Origin of the sequence: Pseudomonas sp. Ps21-P2 (genome assembly GCF_039672565.1) — a bacterium.
Taxonomy (GTDB): Bacteria; Pseudomonadota; Gammaproteobacteria; order Pseudomonadales; family Pseudomonadaceae; genus Aquipseudomonas.
This window is the reverse complement of the sequence record NZ_JBDFPL010000008.1, coordinates 258,816-276,579: the sequence shown is the minus strand read 5'-3', so window position 1 is coordinate 276,579 and position 17,764 is coordinate 258,816. Positions and strand designations below refer to the sequence as shown.

At 61.0% G+C, this 17,764-nt stretch carries 15 protein-coding genes; 5 read left to right on the top strand and 10 right to left on the bottom strand.

Features of this window, described 5'->3' with window-relative positions:
* Window positions 1–354: 354 nt before the first annotated feature.
* The 9 genes from ABEH28_RS21060 to bioB form a co-directional block, all read right to left on the bottom strand.
* Window positions 355–2,133 (bottom strand): acyl-CoA dehydrogenase C-terminal domain-containing protein, encoded by a 1,779-nt coding sequence (locus tag ABEH28_RS21060; protein ID WP_282368269.1) that lies wholly within the window; start codon window positions 2,131–2,133, stop codon window positions 355–357.
* A 222-nt stretch (window positions 2,134–2,355) separates the two neighbouring features.
* Window positions 2,356–3,651, bottom strand: a complete 1,296-nt coding sequence (locus ABEH28_RS21055) for a GGDEF domain-containing protein (protein WP_282368271.1) — start codon at window positions 3,649–3,651, stop codon at window positions 2,356–2,358.
* Between the two features lie 177 nt (window positions 3,652–3,828).
* On the bottom strand, window positions 3,829–5,634 hold the full coding sequence (locus tag ABEH28_RS21050) for a phenylacyl-CoA dehydrogenase (protein WP_346630983.1): 1,806 nt from the start codon (window positions 5,632–5,634) through the stop codon (window positions 3,829–3,831).
* Between the two features lie 348 nt (window positions 5,635–5,982).
* Window positions 5,983–6,279: a pyrroloquinoline quinone biosynthesis protein PqqE gene (locus ABEH28_RS21045; RefSeq protein ID WP_192173135.1), complete on the bottom strand. Its 297-nt coding sequence runs from the start codon at window positions 6,277–6,279 to the stop codon at window positions 5,983–5,985.
* A 124-nt stretch (window positions 6,280–6,403) separates the two neighbouring features.
* Entirely contained in the window at window positions 6,404–7,084 is a 681-nt protein-coding gene (bioD, locus tag ABEH28_RS21040) for a dethiobiotin synthase (protein ID WP_346630982.1), read from the bottom strand.
* An 80-nt stretch (window positions 7,085–7,164) separates the two neighbouring features.
* Window positions 7,165–8,031, bottom strand: a complete 867-nt coding sequence (gene bioC / locus ABEH28_RS21035) for a malonyl-ACP O-methyltransferase BioC (protein WP_346630981.1) — start codon at window positions 8,029–8,031, stop codon at window positions 7,165–7,167.
* Complete coding sequence (locus tag ABEH28_RS21030) at window positions 8,024–8,755, bottom strand: alpha/beta fold hydrolase (RefSeq protein WP_282368280.1); 732 nt, start codon at window positions 8,753–8,755, stop codon at window positions 8,024–8,026. Before ABEH28_RS21030 ends, bioC begins: the two co-directional genes overlap by 8 nt.
* Complete coding sequence (bioF, locus tag ABEH28_RS21025; RefSeq protein WP_346630980.1) at window positions 8,748–9,938, bottom strand: 8-amino-7-oxononanoate synthase; 1,191 nt, start codon at window positions 9,936–9,938, stop codon at window positions 8,748–8,750. The genes ABEH28_RS21030 and bioF overlap by 8 nt, the downstream gene beginning before the upstream one ends.
* A gap of 182 nt (window positions 9,939–10,120) precedes the next feature.
* Window positions 10,121–11,176, bottom strand: a complete 1,056-nt coding sequence (bioB, locus tag ABEH28_RS21020; RefSeq protein WP_192173140.1) for a biotin synthase BioB — start codon at window positions 11,174–11,176, stop codon at window positions 10,121–10,123.
* Window positions 11,177–11,285: 109 nt separating this feature from the next.
* Here bioB and ABEH28_RS21015 point away from each other — a divergent pair, with 109 nt between their 5' ends.
* The 5 genes from ABEH28_RS21015 (at window position 11,286) to rarD (ending at window position 17,163) form a co-directional block, all read left to right on the top strand.
* A complete protein-coding gene (locus ABEH28_RS21015; RefSeq protein WP_282368284.1) occupies window positions 11,286–12,020 on the top strand; it encodes a ComF family protein in 735 nt (244 codons plus the stop codon).
* Between the two features lie 91 nt (window positions 12,021–12,111).
* The gene (locus ABEH28_RS21010; RefSeq protein WP_346630979.1) at window positions 12,112–12,876 is read left to right on the top strand and encodes a TOBE domain-containing protein; all 765 of its coding nucleotides are present in this window, start codon (window positions 12,112–12,114) and stop codon (window positions 12,874–12,876) included.
* Between the two features lie 103 nt (window positions 12,877–12,979).
* A complete protein-coding gene (locus ABEH28_RS21005; protein WP_346630978.1) occupies window positions 12,980–14,893 on the top strand; it encodes a PhoX family phosphatase in 1,914 nt (637 codons plus the stop codon).
* 346 nt (window positions 14,894–15,239) lie between these two features.
* A complete protein-coding gene (locus ABEH28_RS21000; protein WP_346630977.1) occupies window positions 15,240–16,214 on the top strand; it encodes a serine/threonine protein kinase in 975 nt (324 codons plus the stop codon).
* 55 nt (window positions 16,215–16,269) lie between these two features.
* Window positions 16,270–17,163, top strand: coding sequence for an EamA family transporter RarD (gene rarD, locus ABEH28_RS20995; RefSeq protein WP_346627183.1), 894 nt, complete (start codon window positions 16,270–16,272; stop codon window positions 17,161–17,163).
* Window positions 17,164–17,222: 59 nt separating this feature from the next.
* On the opposite strand, the gene ABEH28_RS20990 is transcribed toward rarD, so the two are convergent.
* Complete coding sequence (locus tag ABEH28_RS20990; protein ID WP_346630976.1) at window positions 17,223–17,741, bottom strand: ACT domain-containing protein; 519 nt, start codon at window positions 17,739–17,741, stop codon at window positions 17,223–17,225.
* Between the last annotated feature and the right edge of the window lie 23 nt (window positions 17,742–17,764).

Genomic DNA, 17,764 nt, shown 5'->3' with positions numbered 1-17,764 from the left:
TGGCCCAATGGGGGCCGCACAGCTAATCGACCTTGGGCCGTTACAGGGGTTCCGCAGCGCAATCATCAAGCCATTACCTTCTCGCGCAGCCGCGCCAACCGAAGCGGTCGAAGGAGTAGGTATTTTCCAATACGCAGAAAAAAGAAAACCCCGCCTAAGCGAGGTTTTCCAGACTGTTTCCCATGACTTCCATTTCTTCCCGCCGTCCTGGCAGGCAATCCCTTACGTGTCCCTGTTATCTGTTGCGCGTCCTGCGCTACGTCCATGTGAGTAGATTAAACTTGGATCCACTGGAGCGATAGAGCCGAATGCCACCACGTCATGTAAGCAAATGCTTACATGATTTTCGTGGTGTCAGAACTGTGACGCCTCCAATAGGTACAGCGACTCACTGCCAGCCCTCACCGACGCTGAAAGGGACTGAATCCGAGGCAGCAGACGCGCGAAGTAGAAACGCGCAGTGCCCAGCTTACTGGCGTAGAAATCTTCCTGAGTTTCCTTGCCCCACGCCGCGTTTGCCATCATCGCCCACATGTAGGCGTACGCCGTGTATCCGAATACATGCAGATACTCGACGGAAGCGGCACCGATTTCATTCGGGTTGCTACGCGCCCGGTCCAGCACCCAGTCGGTCAATTCGTCCAGCGTGGTCAAGGCAGCGGCCAACGGCTTGGTGAACTCGGCCTGCGAGCTGTCAGACGACGCAATGAATTCACGGACTTCGTCAGAGAACAGCTTGTAGTACGCCCCGCCACTGGCGACAACCTTACGACCCATCAGGTCCAGTGCCTGAATGCCGTTGGTGCCTTCGTAGATCTGGGTAATGCGCACGTCACGCACCAGTTGTTCCTGGCCCCATTCGCGAATGTAGCCATGACCGCCGAACACCTGCTGACCGTGCACGGTGGTGTCCAGGCCCATGTCGGTGAGAAAGGCCTTGGCAACAGGCGTCAGCAGTGCAACCAACGCATCGGCGCGCTGACGCACGTCGGCGTTTTCGCTGTACTTGGCGGTGTCCAGTTGCATGGCCACGTACGTCGAGAACGCGCGACCGCCTTCGTTCAGCGCCTTCATTGTCAACAGCATGCGGCGCACATCGGGGTGAACGATGATCGGGTCGGCAATGGTGTCTTTGGACTGCGCGCCTGTCGGTGCCCGGCTTTGCAGACGGTCGCGGGCGTACTCGATCGCGTTCTGATACGAACGCTCGCCGGACGCCAGGCCCTGAATGCCTACACCCAAGCGCTCGTAATTCATCATGGTGAACATCGCCGCGAGGCCTTTATTCGGCTCCCCGATCAGGTAGCCCTTGGCCTGATCAAAATTCAGCACGCAGGTGGCCGATGCCTGAATGCCCATTTTGTGCTCAATGGACCCGCAGAACACCGTGTTGCGCTCACCCAGGCTGCCGTCGTCGTTGACCATGATTTTCGGCACGAGGAACAGCGAAATGCCCTTCGGCCCGGCCGGTGCGTCGGGCAGTTTGGCCAGCACCAAATGGATGATGTTCTCGGTGAGGTCGTGCTCGCCGCCGGTGATGAAGATTTTAGTACCGCTGACCTTGTAGGACCCATCGGTCTGCGGCTCCGCTTTCGTGCGGATAATCCCGAGATCCGTGCCGGCGTGGGCTTCGGTCAGGCACATCGAACCGGCCCATATGCCGGCGTACATGTTCGGCAGGTATTTGGTTTTCAGCGCTTCGCTGGCGTGGTTATTGATCGAGACGCAGGCGCCGGACGTCAACATCGGGTACAGCCCGAACGCCAGGCTGGCGGAGTTGACCATCTCTTCGACTTGAGCAGAGACCGCCTTGGGCATGCCCATGCCGCCGAATTCCGGATTGCCGCCGACGCCGACCCATCCCCCTTCCGCATACGTTTTGTACGCTTGAACGAAACCTGCAGGTGTGGTGACAACGGTGTCTTTCCAGTGGCAGCCTTCCTCATCGGCCGCGCGGCTCAGCGGTGCGACGGATCTGCCAGTGACTTTGCCCGCCTCTTCGAGAATCGCCTCGACGGTCTCGGCGTCCACGGTTTCAGACAGTTCGGGAAGCGTGGCCCAAAGTCGGGAGACTTCGAACACTTCATTGAGGACGAAGCGCATATCGCGCAAGGGCGCTTTGTAGTCAGCCATGGCAAACCTCGTTTCAGCGGCAAAGAACTCGGGGGAGGAGCGGCACAGCACTGAGATTGCGGCGCCGATGTGTCAGTGGAACGAGTGTACCTGAACACCATTTGCGACACATAGGGTCAACGCGTGACTATTAACAAGGATCCGGTCACGATCGAGCGACAGTCGAGTTCTTACCGCACATGGCTGCGTATGCGTTCGTTGAGTGATGAAAAGGAGTAGGTTTTAGCCGGCCGCGGCCATGCGAACAGCGCCGCGCTTGCTGGTTTGCGCATGGCTGATGACGCAGTTACGGCCAGCGCCTTTGGCGGCATACAGCGCCTGATCGGCGGATTTGAGGACTTCTTCCGGATTGCGGTGCTCGGGCAGACGCTCGGCCACGCCGATGCTGACGGTCACCGAAACTGTTGATGCCTGGGAACCCGCCCGACGCTGGCGCCCCTGTAAGTCATCGTTTGGACGATTGTCCTGATTGCGCAGGTGAATCTGATAGCTGGCGATGGTTTCACGAATGACTTCAAGGTGCGGCATGCACTCTTCCAGGGTTTTGCCGGCAAACACGATGGCGAACTCTTCACCGCCATATCGATAGGCGCGCCCGCCGCCGTTGGTGATCTTCGACAATTTGCTCGCCACCAGACGCAGCACCTGATCGCCGACATCATGACCGTGTGTGTCGTTGAATTTCTTGAAGTGATCGACGTCGCTCATCGCCAGCACGTAATTGCGGCCCAGTCGCTGCATCCGCTCATTGAGTGCGCGTCGGCCTGGCAGCCCGGTCAGTTCGTCGCGGAACGCCATTTGATAGGCCTCGTGCGCGACCGCTGCGGCAATCATCAACATCACCTGGCTGCACATGATGTTCAGGGTGAACGGCAGGATGAAGGTTTTCGGCAACGCCCAGAACATTCCGAGCAACCCCACCAGTTGAGCGGCATGCAGGGGGCGCGGCTTATAGAGGTACTGGGTGATCAACACGGCGAACGCGATGAAAAACGTCACGTAGGACAACTGGATGAGGCTCATCCAGTCTCCGTGCAGCGCCGGCCAGCGGATGTCGGCGAGCCAGGCGAGCAGCACGGCGGGGAAGCTCTGTTCGAGTCCCAGCGCGACGCTGCCGACGGCGACCAGTACCGCCAGCCGAGCGACAAGGTCTTGAAACAGATGGGTCCGCTCTTCCCACGCGGCAAACAGGCCGAACATGACCGGGAGCAACAGGCAGCACAGATGAAACACCACGGCGGCGTCCTCTCGGACTTTTCCGTTATCGCGGTAATAGTCGGTCTGTGTGTCGAGCAGGAAATAGGCGATGTACACCGTGATCATCAGGAACAGTTCACGCTGCCGCTTGTAAACCCCGCAATACGCGCCGCCCAGCAAGAGCACCAGGGTGGGCAGCACGTTGAAGAGTGAGGTGAAGAAGACGTTGAGGTCTTTCACGTACGCGGCCGCCAGTCCGGCAATCAGCAAGGCCAGAGAGGGTAAAAAATGACTGAGCCGTGCGGCAGAGGGGCGCAGCAAAAGGACTATCTCCTCACCGAAAGATGCGAGCGCTGATTAAATGGCATTGTGCCTGTATCGGCCGCGTCATGCATAGGATGAGGAAGAATGTGCATGGCCTTGGGGCAAAGATCGGCAGGCACAAAAAAGCCGCTTGTCCCTGAGGACAAGCGGCTGGAGGGAAACGCTCGCGGTGACTTAGTAAGCCAGGCCGAAGTGTTCTTCGTTCATGTCCATCAGGTTGCTCGCGCCCGACAGCATGGTTGCCACGTGAGTGCGGGTGCGCGGCAGGATACGCTGGAAGTAGAAGCGCGCTGTCTGCAGCTTGGCGGTGTAGAAGGCTTCTTCGCTGGTGCCGGCCGCCAGTTTCTCGGCTGCCACACGAGCCATGTCAGCCCAGAAGTACGCCAGGCAGGCATAACCGGAGAACATCAGGTAATCCACCGAAGCGGCACCGACTTCTTCACGGTCTTTCATGGCGGCCATGCCGACCTTCATGGTCAGTTCGCCCCATTCTTTGTTCAGCGCAGCGAGCGGCGCCACGAACTCGCTGATCGCGTCGTTGCCTTCCTGGGACTGGCAGAACTTGTGGACGATCTTGGTGAAGCCCTTGAGCGCCTCGCCTTGAGTCATCAGTACTTTTCGACCCAGCAGGTCGAGCGCCTGAATACCGGTGGTGCCTTCGTACAGCATGGCAATACGGGCGTCGCGAACGTTCTGCTCCATGCCCCACTCGGCGATGAAGCCGTGGCCGCCATAGATCTGCACGCCGTGGTTGGCGGCTTCGAAACCGACTTCGGTCATGAACGCCTTGGCGATCGGTGTCATGAATGCCAGCAGGCCGTCAGCTTGCTTCTTGGCTTCGGCGTCGTCGCTGTACTTGGCGATGTCGACCTGCTTGGCGGTGAAGTACACCATCGCACGAGTCCCCTCGGCGAAAGCCTTCATGGTCAGCAGCATGCGACGCACGTCAGGGTGAACGATGATCGGGTCAGCGGCTTTTTCCGGCGCTTTCGGGCCAGTCAGCGAACGCATCTGCAGACGCTCGCGGGCGTATTTCAGGCCGCCCTGGAAACCGATCTCGGCGTGGGCGAGGCCTTGCAGCGCAGTGCCCAGACGTGCGGTGTTCATGAAGGTGAACATGCAGTTCAGGCCCTTGTTCGGCGGGCCGATCAGGAAACCCGTGGCGCCGTCGAAGTTCATCACGCAGGTGGCATTGCCGTGAATGCCCATCTTGTGTTCCAGCGAACCGCAGGTCACAGCATTGCGCTCGCCGACGCTGCCGTCAGCAGCCGGCACGAATTTCGGCACGATGAACAGGGAAATGCCCTTGGTGCCAGTTGGTGCGTCGGGCAGGCGGGCCAGCACGATGTGGACGATGTTATCGGCCATGTCGTGTTCGCCAGCAGAAATGAATATCTTGGTGCCGGACACTTTGTACGAGCCGTCAGCCTGAGGCTCGGCCTTGGTGCGCAGCATGCCCAGGTCGGTGCCGCAGTGAGGTTCGGTCAGGCACATGGTGCCGGTCCACTCACCCGAAACCAGCTTGGTCAGGTAAGCGTCTTGCTGCTCAGGGGTGCCGTGCTCGGAGATGGTGTTCATCGCACCATGGGAAAGGCCCGGGTACATGCCCCACGACCAGTTGGCTTCGCCGACCATTTCACTGACCGCCAGCCCCAACGACTCGGGCAGACCCTGGCCACCATGGGCGACGTCGTGGGCCAGGCTCGGCCAGCCGCCTTCGACGAACTGCTTGTAGGCTTCCTTGAAACCGGTCGGCGTTTTTACGCCGGACTCGCTCCAGGTGCAGCCTTCGGTGTCACCGACACGGTTCAGCGGGGCCAGGACCTGCTCACAAAACTTGGCGCCTTCCTCGAGAATGGCGTCAACCATGTCAGGCGTGGCGTCCTGGCATGCTGGCAGACTCTGATAGTGCGCTTCGTAGCCGAGCAGCTCGTCACGGACGAAGCGAATATCACGCAAGGGGGCCTTGTAGTCAGGCATAGCGATAAACCTCTGCTGGTGAATCCTGGAATTGGATGACCGTGTGGTCACTGTGGGGCATTGCCCCGGCGCCGGCGTTTGGGATCACGCGGCGATCAAACAGGTGTTTGAAACATACGTTTACGCCTATACCTTGTCAAGGGACGCCCTGCACCTTTCATCACCTCCCGGCGTGCGAGATGCAGGCGCGCGCGTACGCCGCCAAGCGGTGCAGACCGGTGCGTTGAGTCTAGAGAGCGTGAGGGAAGTACAGGCCACTGCGCGCACGGGATGGGCGCGTGAATGAGGCGTTATTCAGGAAAGGAAGAGCGACCAAAGCCGTGCGCTTTGGCGCACGACCGGGGGGGATCAGGCGAAGGTATCGATCAGCGTGCCGAGTGCTTCATCACTGGCTTTTTCAACTTTGACGCCAGCCTGGACTTGAATCCGGCCTTGGGTCAGTTCAACCACATTGGTAGCCATATCGGAGCGTTGCGGACGATCCACGGAGCGCAGTCGCTCAAGCTGGAAATCCGAAGACTGACTGCGCCCGGACACTTCAGTCGCGGGACTGGCCAACTGCGTCGCAGCCTGATCGACACGGCTCTGCCCGACCTGCATTGCGCTAAGGCCCGGGTACAGCGTGTTGTTCAGTGAGATTTGCATGAGCACGATCCTCTGTTCGGAGCGAACACAGCGATTAAAGCAGCAATACGCCCGGATTACTCGGCTACGCGACTAGTGGCATTGCGCCTTGTGACGCACCTCACACTTGGCGACGCTCTAACGCTTAATCCAGCAATTCCAGATGCAGATGCTCGGCGATCATTTCCGCGGTTGCCTTCTTCATGAACGGCACGCGCCCCAGACACGGCGCCGGCAGACGCTCAGCCAGCGTGGCGAGGTTCTCTTCAAGCCGAGACGTTTTGGGATCGATGATATTCGCCACCCAGCCCGCCAGTTGCAGACCGTCGTTGGCGATGGCTTCCGCTGACAGCAACGCATGGCTGATACAGCCCAGGCGCACGCCCACCACCAGAATCACCGGCAGTTTGAGCGCGATGGCCAGGTCAGACAGATTGGCCTGATCGGCCAGTGGAACGCGCCAGCCGCCAGCCCCTTCGATCAGGGTGAAATCAGCCTGCTTATCGAGGATATGCCGCATCGGGCCGAGCAAGGACTGCACGGTCAGCGCGACTCCTGCTTCTCGCGCGGCCAGATGGGGCGCGATGGCAGGCTCGAAGGCCACCGGGTTGACCTCGTTGTAGGTCAGCTGAATCGAACATTCGGCACGCAAGGCGACGGCGTCCGAGTTGCGCAACCCCTTGGGTTTGACGTCGCAGCCGGAGGCGACCGGCTTGCCCGCCGCCGTGCTCAACCCCGACTGCCGCGCCGCGTAGAGAAGCCCCGTGGCGATGGTGGTCTTGCCGACGTCAGTATCGGTTCCCGTGATGAAATACGCAGCGCTCATCGTGGCGACCATCCGTTCAGATATTTCAAACTATTCCCTGCTTACTATAGCGCCCGTCTAACAGACGCCGACTAAATAGATCATTCTTTAATCAATGCCGGATTCGCCAGAATGCCGTACACCACCTGATACGTGGCGGGCAGGCCGTCTTCGTGACGAAACCTTTCGTACGCCTCCATCAACGCCTGGATTCGCGCACGGCCAGTCAGGCCTCCCGGACGACCCGGATTGATGTTGTGCGCGCCCAGTGCCTTGAGTTCATGGGTCAGGCTGCGCACGTCGGGATAGTGCAAGACGTGGGGCAAGACTTCGAGGCTGCGCACGTTCAAACCGCTGGCAGTGCAGAGTCGTTGATAATCGTCGCGCTCGCGGAAGCGATTGACGTGGACCATGCCGTCCACCGCCTGCCAGCTGTCGCGCAGTTCATACAACGTCCCGACGCAGAGGCTGGCGAAGGCGAATACGCCACCCGGTTTGAGCACGCGACGCGCTTCGCTCAGCACCGCGGAGAAATCCGGGCACCATTGCACCGCCAGGCTGGAGAACATCAGGTCAACGCTCGCGTCGCGCAGCGGCAGGTTCTCGGCGTCGCCAGCCACGTAATGAACCGCGCCACCCAATGGCCGTGCATAGCGCAGCATGCCTTCGGCGAGGTCCAGCGCAACCCCTTCGCTTTGGGGAAACTGCTGCGCCAGCGCGCGGCTGAAACACCCTGTTCCGCTGCCCAGGTCCAGCCACCGGGATGGCGCTGTCTTCGGCATCTGAGCCGGCAGCCGTGTCATCAGCTCGATGCCGACGGCGCGCTGCAAATCGGCCACGCTGTCGTAGCTGGTCGCGGCCTTCGAGAAGGACGCTGCCACCTGACGCTTGTCAGGTAGTGCCTGTTGCCCATTAACCTGTTGCTGTTTCACGGCCTTTAGCACCGCGCAGTGGGAAAGATCAGTCATCACCGGACTCGTGTAAAAACGCATGAACTGCAGCGGCGACGCCGTGCGGGTTTTCCAGAATGAAAGCGTGACTGGCCTGCTCGATCACGCCGACTTCGATGTCAGGCTGGAAGGTCAGAACATCCGCCGATGCTTCTGCCGGCACCAACGCATCAAGGCCGCCAAACAGGTGCAATTGAGGGCCGCGAAACGCTTGCAGCGCTTTGCGCGTGTCCATTTGCTCGAGCAGCTTCAGGCCTTCGATCAAGCCGGCGCTGGTGCCGTGGGGCGCGCAGGCTTTCAACTGTCTCGACAGCGCCCGTGGCTCTTCGGCGCCTTGCACGCACAAAAGACTGAAACGCTTGAGCGTTCCGTCCAGATCGGCTTTGCAACCGGCGATAAAGGCGTCGAAATCAGTTTGCGGCATCGCGTTGGGCCACTCGCTGCGGGCCACAAAGCAGACGTTGCTGGCGAACGTCGCCAGACCACAGCAGCGCTCGCCCCTGCGCGCGGCCAGTTCGGTCGCCAGCATGCCGCCCAGCGACCAACCGCCCAGCCAGACGTTGTCGGGCAATGTCGAATCCAGTTCATCGAGCCAGTCGTCGAGATTGTCGGTGTCCATGTCAGGCAACGGCTCGATCACCACCCGCAAATGTTCGTCGAGCCCTCGCAGCGCTGCAGCCAGCGGTTCAAGGGGCGAGACGCCAAGGCCCCAGCCCGGCAACAGGATCAACTGATCACGCATGGTCCAGCTCCGAAGATTCGTCTACGCCCAGCAGCGGATAACACTGCTCCAGTGCCTGCAACAATAGCTGCACCTGCGCCTCACTGTGGGCGGCGGACAATGTCACGCGTAAACGCGCGCTGCCCGCAGGCACTGTCGGCGGTCGAATGGCGGTGACCATCACGCCGCGCTCGCGCAGCAACTGCGACAGCCGCAACGCGCGACCGCTGTCGCCGATCAGGATCGGCTGGATGGGCGTGAAACTGTCCATCAGCTCCAGGCCGAGGGCTTGAGCGCCGGCGCGAAACTGTTTAATCAGTGCCGCGAGGTGCTCACGCCGCCAGTGTTCAGTGCGCAGCAGTTCGAGGCTTTTCAGCGTCGCGCACGCCAGCGCCGGCGGCTGGCTGGTGGTGTAGATGTAGGGACGGGCGAACTGGATCAGCGTTTCGATCAACTCTTCGCTGCCCGCAACGAACGCGCCCGCGGTGCCGAAGGACTTACCCAGCGTGCCGATCAGCACCGGGACGTCATCGATGCCAAGGCCGAAGTGCTCGACGATACCCGCACCGTTTGCACCCAGCGGGCCAAAGCCGTGTGCATCGTCGACCATCAGCCATGCGTTTTTGGCTTTCGCCGCCTTGGCCAGCGCGGGGAGGTCAGCGACGTCGCCGTCCATGCTGAACACACCGTCGGTGACTACCAGCGTGTCGCCCACCGCTTTGTCCAACCGGCTGGCGAGGCTGTCGCAATCGTTGTGCAGGTAGCGGGCGAAACGGGCGCCGCTAAGCAGGCCGGCGTCGAGCAACGAAGCATGATTGAGGCGGTCTTCCAGCACGGTGTCACCCTGGCCCACCAACGCAGTAACGGTGCCGAGGTTGGCCATGTAACCGTTGGAAAACAACAGCGCGCGGGGCCGACCGGTGAACTCGGCGAGGGCTTCTTCGAGCGCGTGATGGGGCGTGCTGTGGCCGATCACCAAATGCGAGGCACCACCGCCGACGCCCCAACGCTCGGCGCCCGCTTGCCACGCAGCGATGACCTCGGGATGACTCGCCAGCCCCATGTAATCGTTGTTGCAGAACGCCAGCAGCGGCTTGCCGTCCACCACAACTTCAGGGCCCTGCGGGCTTTGCAGCAAGGGCCGCTGACGATAAAGGTGCTCGGCACGACGGGCAGCGAGACGTGCGTTCAGATCAAAAGACATGCAGGCCTCGTGAGCGGATTTATGACTACGCCGTTATCTCCCGCTCGGACGTAGACCTGTGGGAGTGAGCTTGCTCGCGAATAGGACGGCACATTCAGCATGGATGCCGCCTTACCTGACGCATTCGTGAGCAAGCTCACTCCCACAGTGTGTTGCACTCCGACCGGAGGATCGAAGGCGCATCAAACAGCCGCGTCGTAAAACAGCTCGCTGCTTTTCTGCTCGATCAGCGCTTGTTCGATGGCTGCCTGATGCACCTCGTCCGAGTGCTCTTCGCGCGCTTCGGGCTGAATGCCCAGACGCGAGAACAGCTGCATGTCCTTGTCAGACTGCGGGTTGGCGGTGGTCAGCAGTTTGTCGCCGTAGAAGATCGAGTTGGCGCCGGCGAAGAACGCCAGGGCCTGCATCTGGTCATTCATGGCTTCGCGGCCTGCGGACAGGCGCACGTGGGATTGCGGCATCAGGATGCGCGCGACGGCCAGCATGCGGATGAAATCGAACGGGTCGATATCCTCGGCGTTTTCCAGCGGGGTGCCGGCCACTTTCACCAGCATGTTGATGGGCACGGATTCCGGATGCTCTGGCAGGTTAGCCAGCTGGATCAGCAGATTGGCGCGGTCGTCCAGGGATTCACCCATGCCCAGAATGCCGCCGGAGCAGATCTTCATTCCCGAGTCACGTACGTACGCCAGCGTCTGCAGGCGCTCGCTGTAGGTACGGGTGGTAATGATGCTGGTGTAGAAATCCGGCGACGTGTCGAGGTTGTGGTTGTAGTAATCGAGGCCAGCGTCAGCCAGCGCTTGGGTCTGGTCCTGATCCAGCTTGCCGAGGGTCATGCAGGTTTCCAGGCCCATGGCTTTGACGCCTTTGACCATCTCCAGCACGTAGGGCATGTCTTTGGCCGACGGATGTTTCCACGCCGCGCCCATGCAGAAACGGGTCGAACCAATCGCCTTGGCGCGTGCGGCCTCTTCTAGCACTTGCTGGACCTGCATCAGCTTTTCTTTTTCCAGACCGGTGTTGTAGTGGCCCGATTGCGGGCAGTACTTGCAGTCTTCCGGGCAGGCGCCGGTTTTGATCGACAGCAGGGTCGAGACTTGCACGCGGTTGGCGTCGAAGTGAGCGCGGTGCACGGTTTGCGCCTGAAACAGCAGGTCATTGAATGGCTGTGTGAACAGCGCCTTGACCTCGGCTAGATTCCAGTCGTGACGCAGGTTGGCATTGATGCTGGCGCTCATGGGCGGCTCCTTGATGTTTTCTGGACGATGACCCGGGCGGCTTTGCCCAGCGGCAAAACCGGAAGCCCACAGGCGCAACACGGATGTTCGGCATATTTAAGGAAGCGACATGCGCTGTCAACCATATAACGGGCACGAGGTTTACATCTGGTTAAAAAACGCACAAACGTGTTTGTTGTGCGATGAAGCGACTGATTCAAGCACCCCGATCTGCATGCCCTGTGAGCGCGAACTCCCGTGGCTGATTGACCAGTGCGACCGTTGCGCGCTGCCCATGCCGATGTCCGGCCTGACCTGCGGCGCCTGCAATCGCAACCCTCCCGCCTTTAATGACGTCGTCGCTCCGTGGCTGTACGACTTCCCGATCGACGCGCTGGTCACACGCTTCAAGCATCAGCGGAAATGGCCGCTCGGCCGACTGCTGGCGGAGCTGTTGGGCGAGACCCTGCAGCATCGCTTCAACGATGGCATGCGCCGACCCGATTGTCTTATCCCGGTGCCGCTCGCCAAAAAACGACTGCGCCAGCGAGGCTTCAATCAGGCAGCGATGTTGGCGAACTGGCTCGGCGCTCGCCTGGGACTGCCTGTTGATGAGCGCGTGATCCGCCGCGTGAAAGAAACACCTTCGCAGCAGGGTCTGGATGCAAAAGCCAGAAAGCGCAATCTGGCGTCTGCCTTTTCGCTGAGGGACGCCACGCCGATTATCGGCAAGCACCTTGCCCTGATTGACGACGTCCTCACCACCGGCTCGACGGCGAATGCGCTGGCAGCACTGTTGATCAAGGCCGGCGCCAGATCGGTGGATGTGTATTGCCTGGCAAGAACGCCGAAGCCCGGGGACTAGCCAGCCAGGAGATCAGGGAATCCGCAGCATTCGGGTGCAAGGCGTTTTGGCTTACACTCCGGCGTCATCACTTCCAGCGCATCCGACCCCTATGTCACTACCGCCTTCCCTCACCCAGCACATGGTTCGTCGCCCGCATCGCATCGCGCTGTTGCAGCACATTGCCGAGCAGGGTTCGATCACTCGAGCGGCGAAAAGCGCCGGGCTGAGTTACAAGGCGACGTGGGACGCCATCGATGAGCTGAACAATCTGGCGCAAAAACCGCTGGTCGAGCGCAGCGTTGGCGGCCGTGGAGGCGGCGGCGCCAAATTGTCGGCCGAAGGCGAGCGGGTGCTGCGGCTCTATCAGCGCCTGCAGGCGTTACAGACTCAGCTGCTGGAAACCTCGGAGGAATCTGACGACCTCGCTCTGCTCAGCCGCTTGATGCTGCGGACCAGCGCTCGGAATCAGCTGCATGGTCAGGTCAGCGGCGTTCGTTCTCAGGGCCGCAACGACATGATCACGTTGCAGCTCGCGGGCGGCTTGTCGATCGAGGCGCAGATCACCCACGACAGCACCTTGCGACTGGGCCTTGACATCGGCACGGATGTGTTCGCCCTGATCAAGGCCGGCTGGCTGGAATTAATAGCGCCTGACCAGGCTGAAACAACCGGACACAATTGCCTCACCGGTCAAATCGAGGAAATTCTCGACGCCGAGGATGGCCCGAGTGAAGTCAGAATTGTCCTTCCCAGCCACCAGATTCTCTGCGCGGTGGTCGATGCGGACCGGCTGCACGCCTTGCAGCTCAAGGTCGGCGGTGAGATCAAGGTTCAATTTGCGCCCTCAAACATTCTGCTCGGTACGCCGCTTTAAGCGCCGCTTGCACGCACCACTGGCGCCCGACTCGTCATTTGACCGACACAATAACGTCATGAGCACTGCATAGGGTTTTGCCCTAAACCGCAGGGAGCCCGTGATGACGCGATTAAAAGATAACCAATCCACCGACCTCGAAAACATGGTTGGCCTGACCCGACGCGGATTCATCAGCGCGGGCGCCCTGTGCGGCGCGGCGATGTTTCTCGGGGGCAACCTGCTCAGCCGCAGCGTCATGGCCGCCAGTGTCAGCGCTGCCAACGGGACGCTGCTCGGCTTCGACAGCATCCCCTCCTCCACCGCCGACAGCATCAGTCTACCGCCGGGCTATCGCTCCTCGGTCCTGATCAGTTGGGGCCAGCCGCTGCACACCAACGGCCCGGCTTTCGACCCCAGTGGCAAGGGCACGGCGAAGATGCAGGAGCTGCAGTTCGGCGACAACAATGACGGCATGAGTCTGTTTACCTTCCCCGGCGACAAGCCGGACACCGCCAGCCGCGCGCTGATGGCGATCAACAACGAATACACCAGTTACCGATACCTGTTTGATCACGGCAAAGACCCGCAATCGGCCGAAGACGCGCACAAGGCCCAGGCCAGCGAAGGCGTTTCGGTGATCGAGGTCAAACGCGAAGGTCAGCAATGGGCGTTCGTCCAGGGCTCCAAATACAACCGGCGCATCCACGGCAACACGCCGATTCGCCTGAGCGGCCCGGCAGCCGGCCATGAGTGGTTGAAAACCGCCGCCGACAAGACCGGCAAGAACGTGCTTGGGACTTTCCAGAACTGCGCCAACGGCAAGACGCCGTGGGGCACCTATCTGACCTGCGAAGAGAACTTCACCGACTGCTTCGGCAGCAGCGATCCGGCACAGACCTTCGACGCCGCAACCAAACGCTATGGTGTGACGGCCGCAAGCAAGGAAGTGAACTGGCACCTGCACGATCCGCGCTTTGACGTCGCGAAAAACCCCAACGAACCCAATCGCCATGGCTGGGTGGTGGAGATCGACCCGTTCGATCCGAAATCCACGCCGGTCAAACGCACCGCCCTGGGCCGTTTCAAACACGAAAACGCCGCGCTGACCGAAACCAAAGATGGCCGCGTCGTGGTGTACATGGGCGACGATGAGCGCGGCGAATTCATCTACAAATTCATCAGCCGGGACAAGGTCGACCACAAGAACCGTAAGGCCAACCGCGACATCCTCGACCACGGCACGCTGTATGTGGCGCAGTTCGACGCTGGCGACAGCAACCCCGATCACCCGAAAGGCCAAGGCAAATGGATTGAGTTGAGCCACGGCAAGAACGGCATCGACGCGGCCAGCGGTTTTGCCAATCAGGCCGAAGTGCTGATCCATGCGCGCCTGGCGGCAAGCCAGGTGAAAGCGACGCGCATGGACCGCCCTGAATGGATCGTTGTCAGCCCCAAGGACGGCCAGGTCTATTGCACGCTGACCAACAACATCAAGCGTGGCGATGAAGGGCAGCCAGTGGGCGGGCCAAATCCCCGGGCGAAAAACCAGTACGGGCAGATTCTGCGCTGGCAGGAAACAGGGTCGGACGCCGCCGCCATGGATTTCGCATGGGACTTGTTCGTCGTCGCCGGCAACCCGGGTGTGCATGCAGGAACGCCGCAGGGCGGATCAACCAATATCAATCCGCAGAACATGTTCAACAGCCCGGATGGCCTGGGTTTCGATGCTGCCGGGCGGCTGTGGATTCTGACGGATGGCGACGCCACCAATGCGGGCGACTTCGCCGGCATGGGCAATAACCAGATGCTGTGCGCTGACCCGGCAAGCGGCGAGATCCGCCGGTTCATGGTCGGGCCGGTGGGGTGTGAAGTGACCGGCATCAGCTTCGCGCCCGACCAGAAAGCGCTGTTCGTCGGCATTCAGCACCCCGGCGAAAACGGCGGTTCGACCTTCCCGGAGCACTTGCCCAATGGCAAGCCGAGGTCCTCGGTGATGGTGATCACGCGAGAGGATGGCGGCGTGATCGGCGCCTAATTTTTGGGAGATCTCCCGTTGTCCAGGCGAGGCGCTATCTCGCTGCAAACACAGCCTCTGTGGGAGTGAGCTTGCTCACGAAGACGGCGATTCAGGCGCTAAAGATGCAGCGGGTGTCCTGGCCTCTTGGCGAGCAAGCTCGACTCCCACATGGACAGTGTTTGCTGCGCGACAGCGCAGCCTTTGGTCGCCGGCATATCTCCCACAAAGATCGCGGTCGTCTGCTGATGCAGCTTTCCAAGCTGCACCGCACGTGCGGAAGTAAGCTTGCCACTGTGTCAGGTGTAACACGCCTGAGTTACCATGACTGGCCCGACGCGGCAGCCTGCTGCGCGCAGGAGTTAGCATGGCCCACCCGTTCGCAACACTTACACCTGACCTGGTGCTGGACGCCGTCGAGAGGATCGGCTTTGTCACCGACGCCCGTATTCTCGCGCTCAACAGCTACGAGAACCGCGTCTATCAGGTCGGCATCGATGAACAGCAGCCGCTGATTGCCAAGTTCTACCGGCCCGATCGCTGGACCAACGACGCCATTCTCGAAGAACACAGCTTCACCGCCGAACTCGCCGACGTCGAAATCCCGGTCGTCGCGCCCCTCGTGCACAACGGCGAGACCTTGTTCGAGCACGCCGGTTTTCGTTTCACCCTCTTCCCCCGTCGTGGCGGCCGCGCGCCAGAGCCCGGCAACCTTGATCAGCTGTACCGTCTAGGCCAGTTGCTCGGGCGCATTCACGCCGTCGGCGCCACGCGCCCGTTCCAGCACCGCGAAGCCCTCGGCGTGCAGAACTTCGGCCACAACTCGCTGAACTACCTGCTGGACAACAACGTGATTCCCCGCAGCCTGCTGCCGGCCTATGAATCCGTTGCCAAAGACCTGCTCAAGCGCGTGGAAGACGTCTACGCCGCCACGCCCCATCAGAACATCCGCATGCACGGCGATTGCCACCCCGGCAACATGATGACCCGCGACGACATCTTCCACATCGTCGACCTCGACGACTGCCGCATGGGCCCGGCGGTGCAGGATGTCTGGATGATGCTCGCGGGTGATCGTCAGGATTGTCTGAGTCAGTTGTCGGAATTGATGGACGGCTACAACGAGTTTCACGACTTCGATCCCCGTGAACTGGCGCTCATCGAACCCCTGCGCGCACTGCGCCTGCTGCATTACAGCGCCTGGCTGGCGCGTCGCTGGGACGATCCAGCGTTCCCCCACAGCTTTTCCTGGTTCGGCACCGAACGCTATTGGGGCGACCAGGTGCTGGCCCTGCGCGAGCAATTGTCCGCGCTGAACGAGGAACCGCTGAAGCTGTTCTGAAAACGCTGAACACCCTGCAGGACACCACAACAAGAAACTTGCCGAAGGACCACTCATGCAAGCTGCCAACCCGCGTCGCGGGTACATTCTGGGCCTGAGCGCCTACATCATCTGGGGACTGTTTCCGATCTACTTCAAGGTGCTTGCCAGCGTTCCCTCGCTGGAAATCATCGTCAATCGGGCGATCTGGTCGGCCATCTTCGGCTCGCTTCTGCTGCTGGTCTGGAAGCATCCCGGCTGGTGGCAAGCGCTGCGGGATAATCCCAAACGCCTCGCGATTCTCGCCTGCAGCGGATCGTTGATTGCCGCCAACTGGCTGATCTACGTCTGGGCCGTGAACAACAACCACATGGTCGAAGCCAGCCTGGGTTACTTCATCAACCCGCTGATCAACGTGATGCTCGGCATGGTGCTGCTGCGTGAAAGACTGCGCCCCTTACAATGGGTGGCGGTGATGCTGGCGTTGATCGGTGTGCTTCAGCAGGTCTGGCAAGTGGGCAGCCTGCCGTGGGTATCGCTCGCGCTGGCGTTCACCTTTGGGTTCTACGGCCTGATTCGCAAAAAAGCGCCGGTGGCGGCGTTGCCCGGGCTGGTGGTGGAAACCTGGATTCTGGTGCCGCTGGCCGCGGGCTGGCTGATTTTCAACCCGCTGGCCCACAGCGCACAGCCGGGGTTCTGGACCACATCGCAGGCGCTCTGGCTGGCGGCGGCCGGACCGGTGACCCTCGTGCCGCTGGTGTGTTTCAACGCTGCAGCAAGGCATTTGCCCTACGCGACGCTGGGCTTTTTGCAGTACATCGCACCGACCCTCGTGCTGGCTTTGGCGGTTGTGCTGTACGACGAACACATGCCCTCGGCCACCTTGGTGACCTTCGCCTTCATCTGGGCCGGGTTGATCATTTACAGCGTCGACGCCTGGCGCTCGCTACGCAAACGCGCCCAGGCCTGAGCAGGCAAGAGGAATCGCTGCAGGCCCGCCAAAACCGGAGCCTGCAGCGGTGACATCAATTACTCGTCCGTGGGCAGATGTAATTCCACCATCAGGTCATCCGCCAGGGTTTCCAGCCGCTGCTGCAGCACATCCAGTGAAAGATCCATCGGCAATCCCAACTCGGCATGGGCGCGAAACAGCGTTTCGCTGCTCATGGGTGCTGGCTCGACGCTGGTCACCAGATGCTCCAGGTTGACGCCTTGCTCGGTCAGCACGCGAGTGACGTCGCGCACGATCCCGGATCGATCATTGCCCACCAGATCCATGGTGATGGGCCTCCACTCCGGCAAGGATTCCGGAAGGACTTCGGCGAACAGGACGCGGATGCCTTTTGCCGAAAGCCCTTCCAGCGCGCTGCGCAGGGGCGGATGCGCGTCGACCGGCGCGCTGACCCGCAGGATCCCGGCGAACTGCCCGGCCATGTGTGACATACGGCTTTCCAGCCAATTGCCACCGTGATCGGCAATGCATGCCGCGAGCTGCTCGACCACGCCTGGCTTGTCTGGCGCAGACACCGTGACGATAAGATGATCCACAAACGACTCCTTTTATCCGCAGC

Excerpts from the sequence above, each read along its gene's own strand:
- rarD (WP_346627183.1), top strand. The coding sequence starts at position 16,270 with ATGCAAGCTGCCAACCCGCGTCGCGGGTACATTCTGGGCCTGAGCGCC.
- ABEH28_RS21000 (WP_346630977.1), top strand. The coding sequence starts at position 15,240 with ATGGCCCACCCGTTCGCAACACTTACACCTGACCTGGTGCTGGACGCC.
- bioF (WP_346630980.1), bottom strand. The coding sequence starts at position 9,938 with ATGTCTTTTGATCTGAACGCACGTCTCGCTGCCCGTCGTGCCGAGCAC.
- bioC (WP_346630981.1), bottom strand. The coding sequence starts at position 8,031 with ATGACTGATCTTTCCCACTGCGCGGTGCTAAAGGCCGTGAAACAGCAA.
- ABEH28_RS21030 (WP_282368280.1), bottom strand. The coding sequence starts at position 8,755 with ATGCGTGATCAGTTGATCCTGTTGCCGGGCTGGGGCCTTGGCGTCTCG.
- ABEH28_RS21005 (WP_346630978.1), top strand. The coding sequence starts at position 12,980 with ATGACGCGATTAAAAGATAACCAATCCACCGACCTCGAAAACATGGTT.
- ABEH28_RS21045 (WP_192173135.1), bottom strand. The coding sequence starts at position 6,279 with ATGCAAATCTCACTGAACAACACGCTGTACCCGGGCCTTAGCGCAATG.
- ABEH28_RS21050 (WP_346630983.1), bottom strand. The coding sequence starts at position 5,634 with ATGCCTGACTACAAGGCCCCCTTGCGTGATATTCGCTTCGTCCGTGAC.
- ABEH28_RS21060 (WP_282368269.1), bottom strand. The coding sequence starts at position 2,133 with ATGGCTGACTACAAAGCGCCCTTGCGCGATATGCGCTTCGTCCTCAAT.
- bioD (WP_346630982.1), bottom strand. The coding sequence starts at position 7,084 with ATGAGCGCTGCGTATTTCATCACGGGAACCGATACTGACGTCGGCAAG.
- ABEH28_RS21010 (WP_346630979.1), top strand. The coding sequence starts at position 12,112 with ATGTCACTACCGCCTTCCCTCACCCAGCACATGGTTCGTCGCCCGCAT.
- ABEH28_RS21015 (WP_282368284.1), top strand. The coding sequence starts at position 11,286 with ATGCGCTGTCAACCATATAACGGGCACGAGGTTTACATCTGGTTAAAA.
- bioB (WP_192173140.1), bottom strand. The coding sequence starts at position 11,176 with ATGAGCGCCAGCATCAATGCCAACCTGCGTCACGACTGGAATCTAGCC.